This is a genomic window from Phaeodactylibacter sp. (genome assembly GCF_022763345.1).
In the GTDB taxonomy this organism is placed as follows: domain Bacteria; phylum Bacteroidota; class Bacteroidia; order Chitinophagales; family Saprospiraceae; genus Phaeodactylibacter.
The window spans coordinates 36,369-49,341 of sequence record NZ_JALEGS010000085.1; the positions used below are offsets into that span (position 1 = coordinate 36,369).

Annotated in this window: 9 protein-coding genes; 4 read left to right on the forward strand and 5 right to left on the reverse strand. The window is 52.6% G+C overall.

All coding sequences use genetic code 11. The features are described from left to right. Positions 1–315 carry a rhodanese-like domain-containing protein gene (locus MRY86_RS21880; protein WP_293566718.1) on the forward strand — a complete coding sequence of 105 codons (315 nt, stop codon included), beginning with the start codon at positions 1–3 and terminating at the stop codon, positions 313–315. 19 nt (positions 316–334) lie between these two features. Here the strand turns inward: MRY86_RS21880 and lon are convergent, their stop codons facing one another. Both lon and MRY86_RS21890 read right to left on the reverse strand, forming a co-directional pair. Next, the gene (lon, locus tag MRY86_RS21885; protein ID WP_293571936.1) at positions 335–2,743 is read right to left on the reverse strand and encodes an endopeptidase La; all 2,409 of its coding nucleotides are present in this window, start codon (positions 2,741–2,743) and stop codon (positions 335–337) included. Positions 2,744–2,949: 206 nt separating this feature from the next. Continuing rightward, positions 2,950–4,860, reverse strand: coding sequence for a DNA topoisomerase IV subunit B (locus MRY86_RS21890; RefSeq protein ID WP_293563220.1), 1,911 nt, complete (start codon positions 4,858–4,860; stop codon positions 2,950–2,952). A 200-nt stretch (positions 4,861–5,060) separates the two neighbouring features. Here MRY86_RS21890 and MRY86_RS21895 point away from each other — a divergent pair, with 200 nt between their 5' ends. From MRY86_RS21895 to MRY86_RS21905, 3 genes are all read left to right on the forward strand, one after another. Next, positions 5,061–5,582, forward strand: coding sequence for a hypothetical protein (locus MRY86_RS21895; RefSeq protein WP_293563219.1), 522 nt, complete (start codon positions 5,061–5,063; stop codon positions 5,580–5,582). A gap of 247 nt (positions 5,583–5,829) precedes the next feature. Then, positions 5,830–6,018: a T9SS type A sorting domain-containing protein gene (locus tag MRY86_RS21900; RefSeq protein WP_293563218.1), complete on the forward strand. Its 189-nt coding sequence runs from the start codon at positions 5,830–5,832 to the stop codon at positions 6,016–6,018. Between the two features lie 89 nt (positions 6,019–6,107). Further along, positions 6,108–7,652 (forward strand): T9SS type A sorting domain-containing protein, encoded by a 1,545-nt coding sequence (locus MRY86_RS21905; RefSeq protein ID WP_293563217.1) that lies wholly within the window; start codon positions 6,108–6,110, stop codon positions 7,650–7,652. Positions 7,653–7,925: 273 nt separating this feature from the next. On the opposite strand, the gene MRY86_RS21910 is transcribed toward MRY86_RS21905, so the two are convergent. The 3 genes from MRY86_RS21910 to MRY86_RS21920 all read right to left on the reverse strand — a co-directional run bounded on the left by MRY86_RS21910 (position 7,926) and on the right by MRY86_RS21920 (position 12,939). Beyond that, the gene (locus MRY86_RS21910) at positions 7,926–9,977 is read right to left on the reverse strand and encodes a T9SS type A sorting domain-containing protein (protein ID WP_293563216.1); all 2,052 of its coding nucleotides are present in this window, start codon (positions 9,975–9,977) and stop codon (positions 7,926–7,928) included. Between the two features lie 286 nt (positions 9,978–10,263). Beyond that, on the reverse strand, positions 10,264–11,934 hold the full coding sequence (locus MRY86_RS21915; RefSeq protein WP_293563215.1) for a ribonucleoside-diphosphate reductase subunit alpha: 1,671 nt from the start codon (positions 11,932–11,934) through the stop codon (positions 10,264–10,266). Between the two features lie 24 nt (positions 11,935–11,958). Beyond that, positions 11,959–12,939, reverse strand: coding sequence for a ribonucleotide-diphosphate reductase subunit beta (locus tag MRY86_RS21920; RefSeq protein WP_044216996.1), 981 nt, complete (start codon positions 12,937–12,939; stop codon positions 11,959–11,961). Positions 12,940–12,973 lie beyond the last annotated feature (34 nt).

Here is a 12,973-nt window from a genome sequence, read left to right on the forward strand (position 1 = left end):
ATGGCAGAAGATATCCGCGTTCAGGAACTCAAGTCCAAAATGGACGGTAACGAAGATTTTGTACTGCTCGATGTACGGGAGCCCAATGAGCGGGCAGCCTTTAATATCGGCGGTGAATTTATTCCATTAGGCAGCCTGATGGGCCGTATGGGCGAGTTGGAACAGCATAAGGAAGACGAGGTCATCGTCTACTGCCGCTCTGGCAACCGCTCCGGGCTCGCAAAGGAATTCATGGAGCGGGCTGGCTTTAAGAATGTCCGCAACCTGCTCGGCGGTATGATGAGCTGGGCCGAAAACTACGGCACGGGCAAGTAGCAGGTCAGTTGCGGCGGTGCTACCGGATGCCGAGCGTTATTTTCAGGACTTTCTCCATACGGCTGACGTAGTGAAATTCAATCCCCTTGATGTAATCCGGGTTGATTTCCGCGACGTGCTTTTCATTTTCCTGACAAAGGATGATTTCCTTCATGCCCGCCCGTTTGGCCGCCAGTATCTTTTCCTTGATGCCACCCACCGGCAGGACTTTGCCCCGCAGGGTGATCTCTCCGGTCATGGCGACATAAGTCTTAGCTCGCTTGCCGGTAAAGGCAGACGTCAGTGCCGTGAGCATGGTAATGCCCGCTGAGGGGCCATCTTTAGGTATAGCGCCTTCCGGTACATGCAGGTGAATATCTTTCTCTTCGAATATTTTGGGGTCGATGCCCAGGGTTTCACTGTTCGCCTTGATAAAGCTCAATGCGGTAGATGCGGATTCCTTCATGACATCGCCGAGGTTGCCGGTTAAGGTGAGTTTGCCTTTGCCCGGGCTGAGAATGGCTTCTACGAAAAGGATGTCGCCTCCGGATTGCGTCCAGGCCAGGCCTACCGTTACGCCGGGCACTTCGGGCGTAGCGTAGCGGTCTTTATCGAAGCGGGACGGGCCCAGCATGCCATTCAGGTGCTCCGGCTTGACACTCACTTCGTATTCCTCCTCCATAGCTACCTTCCGGGCCACGTTGCGCATGACGCCGGCAATTTGGCGGTTGAGCGACCGTACGCCGGATTCACGGGTGTAGGTTTCGATGATGGCTTCCAGCGTACGCTTGCCCAGTTTGACCTGATTCGCCTTCAAGCCATGCTCCTTGCGTTGCTCAGGGATGAGGTGGCGCTTGGCAATTTCTATTTTTTCTTCTGTAGAGTAGCCGCTGACCTGAATGATTTCCATACGGTCCAGTAAGGCCGGCTGAATGGTGTTCAGGGAATTGGCTGTAGCGATGAACATGACTTTGCTCAGGTCGTACTCCAGTTCGAGGTAATTGTCGTAAAAAGTCCCGTTTTGCTCGGGGTCCAGCACTTCCAGGAGGGCAGAGGAGGGATCGCCGCGGAAGTCCTTTCCCACTTTATCAATTTCATCCAGAATAAAGACCGGATTGGACGAACCTGCCCGCTTCAGCGATTGTACGATACGCCCCGGCATCGCCCCGATGTAGGTCTTGCGGTGGCCGCGGATTTCCGATTCATCGTGCAGCCCGCCCAGCGACATGCGCACAAACTTGCGCTGAATAGCCCGGGCAATCGACCGGCCCAGTGAGGTCTTGCCCACACCGGGAGGGCCCACCAGGCAAAGAATAGGCGCCTTCATGTCACCCTTGAGCTTGAGTACGGCAAGGTGTTCGAGAATGCGGTCCTTGACTTTTTCCAGCCCGAAGTGGTCCTCATCCAAGACTTTTTTGACCTTCTTCAGGTCGAAGTTATCCTGTGTGAATTCTTCCCAGGGCAGGTCGAGGAGCAGCTCCAGGTACGTGAGTTGTATGGAAAATTCTGCTACCTGCGGGTTCATACGGCGCAGGCGATTGATTTCCTTGTCAAAGGTTTTGGCAACGGCTTCGGGCCAGTCTTTGTCCTTAGCCCGCTTGGCCATATTGTTGATCTCCTCTTCCTGCGGGTTTTGCCCCAGCTCCTCCTGAATGGTCTTCAGTTGCTGATTGAGGAAGTAGTCGCGCTGCTGTTTTTCGATATCTACACGGACCTTATTCTCAATTTGGTCCTTGAGTTCCAGCAGTTGGAGTTCGCTGTTCAGTTGCTTCAGCAACGCCTGCCCCTTCTCCTGAAGGTTGTCTTCCCGGAGCAATTCCTGCTTGATGCCTACCTTAGCGCTTAGGTTGGAAGCAATAAAATTGAGGAGAAAAGAGTGGTTTTGAATGTTCTTCAGCATCACATTCGCCTCGGAAGGAATATTGGGCGAAAGCTCTATGATCTGTTGCGCCCGTTCCAAAACGGAAGAAATCAATGCTTCAAACTCCATTGGATCGGTCACGGGCTCGTACTCGAGGGTACGGACATTAGCCAGCATGTAGGGCTCATCGGTAATGAGGTCTTCGAGCTCAAAGCGCCTCCGGCCCTGCAAGATGGCTGTAGTGGTGCCATCGGGCATGCGCAGCAGTTTCAAGATGCGGGCGATCGTGCCCACCCGGAAAAGGTCCTCAACACCCGGCTCCTCCACTTCGCTGTCCCGCTGAGAAAGTACGGCTACCAAGCGGTCGTTATTATGGGCCTGATTGATGGCCTTGATCGACTTGTCACGGCCTACTGTGATTGGAATGACAATGCCCGGAAACAAAACGGTATTCTTCAGGGCCAGGAGGGGCAGGGTTTCCGGAAATTGCTCGTTGGGGTTTTCGCCCTCCTCTTCCTCTATGGACAATAGAGGGAGAAAGTCGCCGTCATCATCTAATCGCTGCTGCATATAATAGTCGTCAAACATGCTTGTATGTTTACAGCCGGAGCTGTTGTATTTTTTAATCGGGCGGTGCTTGTTTACACCAGCGTGCTGCCAGGGCGCATGCCAATAAGGCAGCGAAAGGGCCAAGCCGCACCGTGCTCCCTATGCACCAACATTCGTGCCACTATTCAAGGAACCGACAAACTGACGCGCCCGGTGCTGAATTGCCAATTCGGCAGTTCTTATTCCTACTCTGCTGCCACTGCTTCTTCCTCCAGTTCGGCTTCGGCTTCTTCCAGGGCTTCCTCTGCATCATCTTTTTCTACCCGCAGGTTGTCAATGATGAATTCCTGACGGGAAGGGGTGTTTTTGCCCATGTAATATTGCAGCACATCGTCAATATTGGTGTCCTCATTCAGGATCACAGGCTCCAGGCGGATGCCATCGCCAATAAAGTCCTTGAATTCGCCCGGAGAAATCTCGCCCAGCCCCTTAAACCGGGTCACTTCCGGCGCGCCCCGCAGCTGCTTGATGGCTTCTTGCTTTTCCTCCTCGCTGTAGCAGTAGAAAGTCTTCTGCTTGTCCCGCACCCGGAACAGAGGCGTATCGAGGATGTAAAGATGCCCGTTGCGCACGAGCTCCGGGAAAAACTGAAGGAAGAACGTAAGCAGCAGCAGTCGGATGTGCATACCGTCTACGTCGGCATCCGTAGCAATGACCACGCGGTTGTAGCGCAGTTCGTCCAGACCGTCTTCGATATTCAGGGCATGCTGCAGGAGGTTGAACTCCTCGTTTTCGTACACCACTTTTTTGGTCAGGCCATAGCAGTTGAGGGGTTTACCGCGGAGGCTGAAGACGGCCTGCGTCTGTACGTCCCGGGCTTTGGTAATGGAACCGCTCGCCGAGTCCCCCTCTGTGATGAAGATGGTGGTGGCTTTGCGCAGTTCCTCTTCCGTTTTGCGGTTGCTGTCGGTAAAGTGGAGGCGGCAGTCGCGCAGCTTTTTGTTGTGCAGATTAGCTTTCTTCGCGCGCTGGTTGGCCAGTTTTTTGATGCCGGCGATTTCTTTGCGCTCCCGCTCGGACTGCTTAATGCGCTTCTCCAGCGCCTTGACGGTATCCGGATGGCGGTGCAGGTAGTTGTCGAGCTTTTCCTTGACAAAGTTGACCACAAACGTACGCACGGTTGGTCCTTCCGGCCCCATATCGCTTGAGCCCAGCTTGGTCTTGGTCTGCGACTCAAAAACCGGCTCTTCCACCCGGATGCTGACTGCGGCAATGACCGAGCTGAGAATATCCCGCCGGTCGTAGTTTTTATTGAAGTGCTCCTGAATGGTTTTCACAATGGCCTCGCGCAGCGCATTAAGGTGCGTACCGCCCTGTGTCGTATTCTGCCCGTTTACGAAGGAATGGTACTGTTCTCCGTAGTGGTTGCCGTGGCTGAGGGCGATTTCAAGGTCGTCCCCCTTCATATGGATGATGGGGTAGCGCAGGTTTTCAGAAGCCGTTTTGCGTTCCAGCAGGTCGTACAGGCCTTTGCGGGAAACCAGGGTTTTGCCATTGAAATTGAGCTTGAGCCCGGCATTCAGGTAGGCATAGTTCCAAAGCTGATTCTCGACATAGTCGCTGCGGAAGCGGAATTTTTTGAAAATCGCTTTATCCGGGAAGAACTCAATCAGGGTGCCATTCGGCTCGCTGGATTTTTTCAGCTTATGGTCTTTGACCAGTTCGCCCCGCTCAAATTCCGCCACTTTGGCTTTGCCGTCCCGGATGGATGTCACCCGGAAGTTTTCCGAAAGGGCATTCACGGCTTTGGTACCCACCCCGTTCAGCCCTACCGACTTTTTGAACGCCTTGGAGTCGTACTTGCCGCCCGTATTGATTTTGGAGACACAGTCCACAACCTTGCCCAGCGGGATGCCCCGCCCGTAGTCGCGGATGGACACCAGGCCCTCTTCAATTTTAAGGTCGATGTCCCGTCCGTGGCCCATGACGTACTCATCAATAGAGTTGTCGATGACCTCCTTGAGCAGGATGTAGATGCCGTCATCGGCCGCCGAGCCATCGCCCAGTTTACCGATGTACATGCCCGGGCGCATGCGGATGTGCTCTTTCCAGTCGAGCGAGCGGATATTGTCTTCAGTATAGGTAACTTCTGCCATTGGATTAAAATGCTTGGGTGGTTTCGGGGTGAAATTGTGCAAAAAATCACAAAGTAAGGTCAGCAAAAAGCCGCTTTCCTTGTTAATGAAACGTACAAAAGTTATGCACATTTCATGAATTGAATACCGAGTTTAAATTTTTTGTGCTAAAATACAATTAATTTACAACGGAAACAACAAATTGTTGTCTTAAAAAAACGATGAAGGCAGAACAGACCGATCAGCATCCGGCTATGCAGTGTATCCTGAGCGGGCTTCGGCGGGAGCACCGGCTCAAGGTGGGCTGTGCCGTGGCCTTGCTGTTGCTGGGGCTGGTCTTCATCTACGCTTTCTTTACCAAGAGCATTATCCTGTCGGTATTCGGGCTGATTTGTGCTGTGCTCGGCTTGCGCTTCTGCTTTCACCTGATCAGCAACTGGAATGTCGCCAACAGCCGCCTGATGATCCTCCTGCACTTCCACCCCAAAGAGATCGTGTGGGTCTACTCTGTGGTCACCGAGCAGCTGCCCTTCGGCTTTCAGCTCCTGCGCAACGGCACCCTCTACTTCAAGCTGCGCGATGGGGACGACATCTCCGTCAGCCTCTCCACCGATGACCTCAAAGCCGTCTCCAAATACCTTAATGGCCTGCTGCCCCACGCCACCTTCGGCTACACTAAAGACCGGGAGCAGTGGTTTATGGCCAGCCCGTTGATGTTGTTGCGGGAGGAGGGGGATAGATAGTTGGCGATGACATTGTGTTTGCCCGCTCAATTCCCTATCTTACCAATTATTCACTAACCGCTAAAAAACGGACCTCATGTTTACACACACCTGGCTTCAAGCGCTTGCCGATTTATCTGATGTTATCAGGGTGGAATCTCCGAACCTATATGCAAACTATAAAACCGCCCATAGAACAGCCTAAAAGGGGGGAACAGGCGGCTGAATTCCGCATTTTCCCCAATCCGGCACAAGGCACTTACAAATTATGCTCCCTGCCGGACAGGAAGCAGGATGCTTACGAGTATACAACCTTCAGGGGCAGCGGCTTTTGGAGCATAGCCTTCAGGGGCGTTTATCTGAAGTGGATATACCCCTCTCATCAGGTGTTTACTTGTTTGCGGTGCAGCCCGCGTCTAATGGGGCACCTTTCTGGCAGAAAATCATCATTCAATAATCGACTCCTTTGTGTGCAGCGAAAAGCTTAAGTGAATCTGTAAAGCCACTTAGCGTTTCTCCATGCCTTTCCTAAAAAACCATTTTGCTATGTATAGATATATCTGCATCTTAGGGTTTATTTGTACCTTCTTCATGTATTGCACAACAACAACAGGGCAACCCCTGAACCGGGTTGATGACTTTGGCTATATCCTCAACTTTTACAACGATGCTGTGGTAGGGCATGAAGGCGAAATACTGGGTTTTGGTACCGCCCAGGTAAATTTTGGAGAAGGGCCAGAGTTTGGGGTGTTGATTGGGAAGTACACGCCTGAAGGGGCGCTAACCGCGCACCAAGTTTTTACAGATACATCATACATTGATACAATACTTAATCAGCTTAAAGATGGTGAATTTTACGGTGGCCTTATTCCTACATCAGACGGTGGGTACCTGTTTAATGCCGTCACCAGCCGGTCTAATGCAATTGTGGTCAAACTTGATAGTGAGCTGGAGGAAACTTTCCGGTATGAATACGAGGACAGCACCTCTAATTCCTCTTTTTCAGCCGTAGAGCCCATTGAGGTAGAAGGTGGCTATCTGCTGTACGGAACCGCTACAGGGCTGGACGGCTACGCAGAGCCTTTTGTACGGCGGATAAACTACGCCGGTGAAACAGAATGGATGCGCTACTATGGGGAAGAAGGTGTGGCTGAAATTTGTGGTGATGCGGCCACGGTCGGAGATTCCATGCTAATAATGGGCTGTAGACTATTTGACCAGTCCATAAATGTTTTTTACAAAATAAGAATAACCGATGGCGCCCCTCTTGGCTCATGGCTTTCAGAAACGGACCCGGAAATGGGCTGGATAAGAGAGTTGACAACCCTTCCCGAGGGTGGTATCATTACCTATGGCTTGCAGCCTCAATCCCAGAATGAAGACGGATCCTGGATCGTACAACCAGTGCTCTCCCGTCTCGATACGGCTTTTCTGCTGCAGTGGTCCACCTTGATTGGCTATCCGTACCGTGCAAACGGGGGCGTTAATACCCTGCACGACCTCAAGCCCGTTTCCGATGGCAATATCATCGGTTCCGGGCAGATAGTTACCGAAGTCAATGGGGAACAGGAGCTTACGGGCTGGCTGATCAAGTTCACACCGGAAGGGGATACGCTCTGGTCCCGCAATTACCTGCCGCCCTTTGAACAGGAGGGCAACTGGGCACTGCGGGGTGAGTTTGGCCGCTTTGGTGAACTGCCCAATGGGGATTTAGTCGTAGGAGGCTGGGCACAAGGCGATGGCACCCGCAGCTGCTGGCTCGTCCGCACCAACTCAGAAGGCTGCATCGGGCAGGATTCCTGTGAGTACCTGGTGCATGCCGGTCAGCTTTTGCCGCCTCCGGCGCAGCCTGAGCTATCCATCTTCCCCAATCCCGCCTCCCGCCACCTCACGGTCGCCTGGCCGGGGGCAGCGCCCACGGGCACCGGGCATTTCACGCTCTACAATATGCAGGGGCAGGCGGTATGGGCAGTGACAAAGCCATCTGCACCAGAAGTGCCACTACAGCTGCCGGAGTTGCCGCCGGGCGTGTATGCCCTGCGCGTGGAAATGGAGGGGCAGGCTTGGGTGGAACGGGTGGTGGTTCGGTGACGGGCTTTGCGTCTGAGCTTTCTGCTCTGCGGCAGGTTCTTCCAGGAAATGCTGGGGCAGAGCTATTCGGACGTACCACGCTTAAGCTCTACACCAGCGGGCGGGCTCCTGTTGGGAAGCTTCTTCCCGATACTTTACCTGAATCCGGTGGGTTCGAGAGAGAACGGTATACCAAAACAGCCCCGCAGTAACTGCTACGGGGCTGTTGTTTCAATGAGGTCACTCAGGAGGAGAGTAGGGTACAGGTTACAAAAATACGAGGCTGAACAAGTACTAGCGCTTTACGAATGGCATAACTTGAACACCTAGTTTACCAGTTATGGCCAGCCAGTAATTGCCAGCAGGTAACTGTCGGACATCCAGTTGAGGAGTAAATTGTAACTCCCTGATGATCTTGCCCGTCGCATCGTAAAGGCTTAGACCTTCCGGTTGAGCAATGCCTGGCTTAACATCCATATTCAAAATATCATTAACCGGGTTGGGGTAAATCCCAGACAACCATTCTGTTTTAGGTTCGTTAAGTGCCAGAACCAGTTCCACGGTGTACGTTTGTACGGTTTGGCAGCCATTGGCATCTGTTATGGAAACGGTATAGTTGCCGGCGCTAAGGTTGCTCAGAGTGGTCCCGTTTTGGCTGGGGGTAGTGTCCCAGGCAAATTCAAAAGGGGGCGTGCCCCCCTCTGCACTAATTGTTATGGCACCATCTTGCTGATTGTCGACTTCTGGTGTTATAGATTCCAAGTTGACAACAATCGGCTCCGGACCAATCTCAATGGAAAGCTCAATGGGGGCTGCAATGCTTTGGTCTGATACCGTCACGCTGTAAGCCCCGGAAACAAGCCCCTGAGGGTTTGCTCCTTCCAGCCCTGCCTGTGACCATTCATAGATATATGGAGGCAGACCGCCGGCAGTCACCACTTCAATGGCGGCATCGGAATCTTCCGCACATTGATTAGACGCCACCTCAATAATTGATGCAGATAGAGGCGGGTCGGCAATTCCGGTTTCAACAAAATATAGTTCCCGGCCTATTTCGCTGTCCAGATGGCCAATGAAGTACAGCTTCCCATCTTGGAAGAAAAGTGGTTGTATACTTGTGGGTAAACCTCCTTCAAGTGAAAAGTAGGTATAATCAATAGATTCTTCTGCTGCATTCACTCCGAAAATCTGGGGTTCAAACCCATTTTGGGTACCCACTGCAAAGAAGACATAATCTCCGGAAGAGATCATGTTGGAAATGAAAGGGACTTCAGTTGGGACAAGCAGAGAGGTGCCGGAAGTTGTTCCGTCCGTAATGGAAATATGCTCACCGAAGAAACTGGTAGCGCTTTCATCAGAATGGAAAATTACCTTTCCTGCTGCACGGGCATTAGGGATAGGGTCCGTGCTGAGGGGGCTTGGATTGACATCCGTTAGTAATGGAGTAGCAGAGAAAGGTGAAATGGATAGCGTATAAAACCCATCTGCATTTACATATCCGATAATTCGATCTTCACTTAGTTCAATGTACCGGGAGCAGTTTTCTAATTGAGGGTACTTTGAGATGACATCATTTGCGGCCCGGTAAGCAAAGGTGCCGTTGATTTCCGGATCAGGTGAGAAGGATTTGAAATTCGAAAATACGAGCCCTCCTTCTATTTCATTCAGGCCAAGAGGTTCAGAGCTGAAGTCGGTCGCCATATCGGACCCCAGCTGCACGATGGTGTCGGTATAGGCGAGCAATTGTAGTACCGAAGAGGAAGGTTTACGAAAAAACGCAATCCCGTCCTGATAAGTGGTGTAATTTTCTGCCCCATTCCCTGAGTGGACTTCGAATTCTACTTCGTCGGCCAATTCAGTAATTTCATTACCATCAGAGGTTCGGTAGAGCTTTCCGCCCATAGTGAAAAATAAATCACCAGCCTGAGAAACGATGAGGTGCCTGGGGCTCCCGCTAACCGAAAGAGCGGAAACAGTGCCCGCTTCAGTGCCGTCGGTAGACCAGATAGAAGTCTGCCCGCTTTCGTCCGTTGCTACAAAATACAATAGGTCATTAAAGTAAACAAAGTCCCGGAGGTTAGCATCTCCACTGCCTGCATTGATATCCTTCAGCAAGCGAAGCTCGCCGTTTTCAAAGGCACCAAGCTCTTTTCCTGCAGCCGAATCAATGACCGTCATAATATAAAGGTCTCCTAAAGGATAAGCCTTTGGGCTGAATTGGTCAAGCCCGTCTCCCTCACCGGGGTTAAAGTCCGTCACGAGTACAGGTTGAGCATAGGAAGAAAGACCCAATAGGATAAAAAGCGAAACAAAGAGCAAGCCTTTGGTTTGGTAAAGGTTACACATGATGATTAAGATTTGATATTCGAGTATAGAGCGGTAAAGGAGAGCTGAAAAGAGAGCTGCGAAATTGCCTTTTTTCCAGAGGCATAGTGCACTCTTTTCTGACGTGCCCAAAACCACAGGTTCAACTGCAAATATAGCCAGAAAATCCTGCAAAGAAGACGGAAAATGGCCGCTTAATTTGAATCCTCGTGAGGTCAAAAGCAGCAAACCAGGGAGGAAAACTAAAACAGCCCCGCAGCAATCACCGCGAGGCCATCCTTTTGTATCAGCAAATTAATTCTTCAGCTTACGAAGCGCAGCTCACGCACTCCTTAAACTTATTCGCCATCTCCTGAGCCACGCTGGAAGAGCGCTGATAGTACAGGCTCTTCACGCCCAGCTTCCAGGCTTCGATCATCAGGGCATTGACCTCTTTCACCGGCACCTGTGGCGGGATGTTGAGGTTGAGCGACTGCGACTGATCGATGAATTTCTGGCGGCCGGCCGCCTGAATGATGATCTCCCGCGGATTAATTTCCCGGAAGGTCTTGAAGACAGCCTTTTCGTGCTCGGTCAGCCCATCGAGGTGCTGCACAGAGCCGTTTTTGAGGAGGATGGACTGCCAGATTTCCTCACGGTCCATGTCTTTTTCCTGCAATAACACTTTCAGGAACTTGTTCTTGCGCATAAAGTTGCCCTTAGACAAGCCCACCTTGTAGTAGTTGCTGCTGTACGGCTCAATCCCTGGTGAAGTCTGCCCCAGAATAGAGGAGGAAGAGGTGGTGGGCGCTACTGCCATAAGCGTGGTGTTGCGGCGGCCATAGCCTTTGAGCAGTTCCGGCTCGCCGTAGGCTTCTGCCAAATCGCGGCTGCCCTGCTCGGCTTCCCGGCGGATGTGGGCGTGGGCGCTGCTGTTGAATTGCTTGGCTTCCATGCTCTCAAACGGGATGTTGTTTTTCTGCAGGTAAGCGTGGTAGCCCATGACGCCCAGCCCGAGGGCACGATGGCGCTTCGCAAAGTTGTGCGTGCGCTCCATGTAGGGCTGATTGGCAGACTTTTGCACAAACTCTTCCATCACGGCATCAAGGAACCAAATGGCCGTCTGCACCGCATCGGTATCTTTCCAGTCCTCGTAGTACTCGAGGTTCATGGACGACAGGCAGCAGACGAAGCTCTCATCTTCCTTCACCGGCAGGGCGATCTCGGAGCAGAGGTTGGAGTTGTAGATGCGCATGCCTTTGTCTCGGTAGACATCCGCCGCGTTGTCGTTGACGTTGTCGCTGAACATGATGTACGGTAGGCCTTTCTCCTGACGGCTGTGCAGCACCTTGGCCCAGGTAGCGCGCTTTTCCGTGTCGCCGGCCACCATTTCTTCCATCCATTGGTTGGTCACGGTCACGCCGAAGAAGATATTCTGAATGGCGTTGCCGATGTCTTTGATCTTGAGGAACTCATTCACATCCGGATGCTCAATATCCAGGTAGGCAGCGAAAGCCCCGCGGCGCACATTGCCCTGACTCACAGTATCAATCATGGCATCAAACATCTTCAGGAAGGAAACCGGCCCGGAAGACTTGCCGTTGTTGCGGATGCTCGCGCCCCGCTCGCGCAGATGGCCAAAGTAGGCCGAGGTGCCGCCCCCGAATTTGGTCATCATAATGCACTCGGAGAGGGTCTTGGTGATACCGTCCATGCTGTCCTCCACGTAGGAGCCGAAGCAACTGATCGGCAGACCGCGGTCGGTGCCCATATTGGCCCACACCGGAGAAGAAAGCGACATCCAGCCGTTAGCCACGAGGGCTTCAAATTTCGGTTGCAGATCGGGGCGGTCCAGGCGGTTAGCGGCGGCGGTGGTCACGCGGCGCACGGCATCTTGTGGCGTCTCGCCGGGCAGGAGGTAGCCCCGCTGCAGTACGGTTTCAGTCTCAGGCGTTACCCAGTGGTAGGGCTTGGTATTGTTATAAATGGTCTTGGTCATGGTCAATGCGTGTTTTTTGGGTATTTAGAAAAGGTCGTCGGCGGTGAACGACTGATTATGCTTGGAATACTCTACCGGGCGCTTGGCGAAGAAATCGTCCAGGGTGTTGGCGTAGATTTCCTCTTCAAACCAGCTCATGCGGCGGAGTTGAGATTCGTTGATGTCGAAAATGTCCTGCAGCCCAATCTGCTTCAGGCTCGTATTGATGCGGTGCTTCATGAAGTTGAGCAGGTCAGACTTGGAGACGTGCTCCAACTCGCCCATCTCGAAAATCCAGTTGAGGATGCGCTCCTCCTGTTGGATGGCGGCATGGGCGGTCTCGTAGATGACCTTTTGGTACTTGTCGGTCAGCCAGCCTGGATTTTCCTCAACGATTTTGTTGAAAATGTAAATGCCGGCATTGGCATGCAGCTGCTCGTCTTTGCTCGTCCAGGCGATGATGTTGCTCGTGTTCTTCAGCAGCCCTTTGAAGTGGGTGAACGACAGCACGGTGGCAAACTGACTGAAGAGCGATACATTTTCTACCAAAATGGAAAAGAGGATGAGGTTGAGCCCAAAGGACTGCTCCGGAGAGTCCAGCTGTGCAGCTGCCCGGCGGTCGCGCAGGAAAGCAATACGGTCGCTAAGGACAGAAGACTGAAGTGCCGATTCAAATTCATCCGCCAGCCCCAGCACGGTCAGCAGTTGGGCGTAAGCTTCAGAATGGCGGAACTCGCACTCCGCGAAGGTACTGCCCAGCCCGTTGAACTCCGGCTTGGGCAAGTGCTGATAGAGGTTGCCCCAGAAGGACTTCACATCCACCTCCACCTGAGCGATGGCCAGGAGCGTCCGCTTGATGGCATTGCGCTCGGCTTCCGTAAGCTCCACTTTGAAATCCTGTATGTCACCCGTGAAATCGACCTCCGAGTGTACCCAGAAGGTCTGATTGATGGTGTTGATAAAGTCGAGCACTTCCGGGTACTCGAACGGCTTGTACGCTAGTCTGGGTTTGAAAATCGCGCTCATGTGGCTAATGCATTACCGAGCTGTGGGGGAGGGC

Coding starts and splice junctions, on each gene's coding strand:
- MRY86_RS21880 (WP_293566718.1), top strand. CDS start 1: ATGGCAGAAGATATCCGCGTTCAGGAACTCAAGTCCAAAATGGACGGT.
- lon (WP_293571936.1), bottom strand. CDS start 2,743: ATGTTTGACGACTATTATATGCAGCAGCGATTAGATGATGACGGCGAC.
- MRY86_RS21890 (WP_293563220.1), bottom strand. CDS start 4,860: ATGGCAGAAGTTACCTATACTGAAGACAATATCCGCTCGCTCGACTGG.
- MRY86_RS21895 (WP_293563219.1), top strand. CDS start 5,061: ATGAAGGCAGAACAGACCGATCAGCATCCGGCTATGCAGTGTATCCTG.
- MRY86_RS21900 (WP_293563218.1), top strand. CDS start 5,830: ATGCTCCCTGCCGGACAGGAAGCAGGATGCTTACGAGTATACAACCTT.
- MRY86_RS21905 (WP_293563217.1), top strand. CDS start 6,108: ATGTATAGATATATCTGCATCTTAGGGTTTATTTGTACCTTCTTCATG.
- MRY86_RS21910 (WP_293563216.1), bottom strand. CDS start 9,977: ATGTGTAACCTTTACCAAACCAAAGGCTTGCTCTTTGTTTCGCTTTTT.
- MRY86_RS21915 (WP_293563215.1), bottom strand. CDS start 11,934: ATGACCAAGACCATTTATAACAATACCAAGCCCTACCACTGGGTAACG.
- MRY86_RS21920 (WP_044216996.1), bottom strand. CDS start 12,939: ATGAGCGCGATTTTCAAACCCAGACTAGCGTACAAGCCGTTCGAGTAC.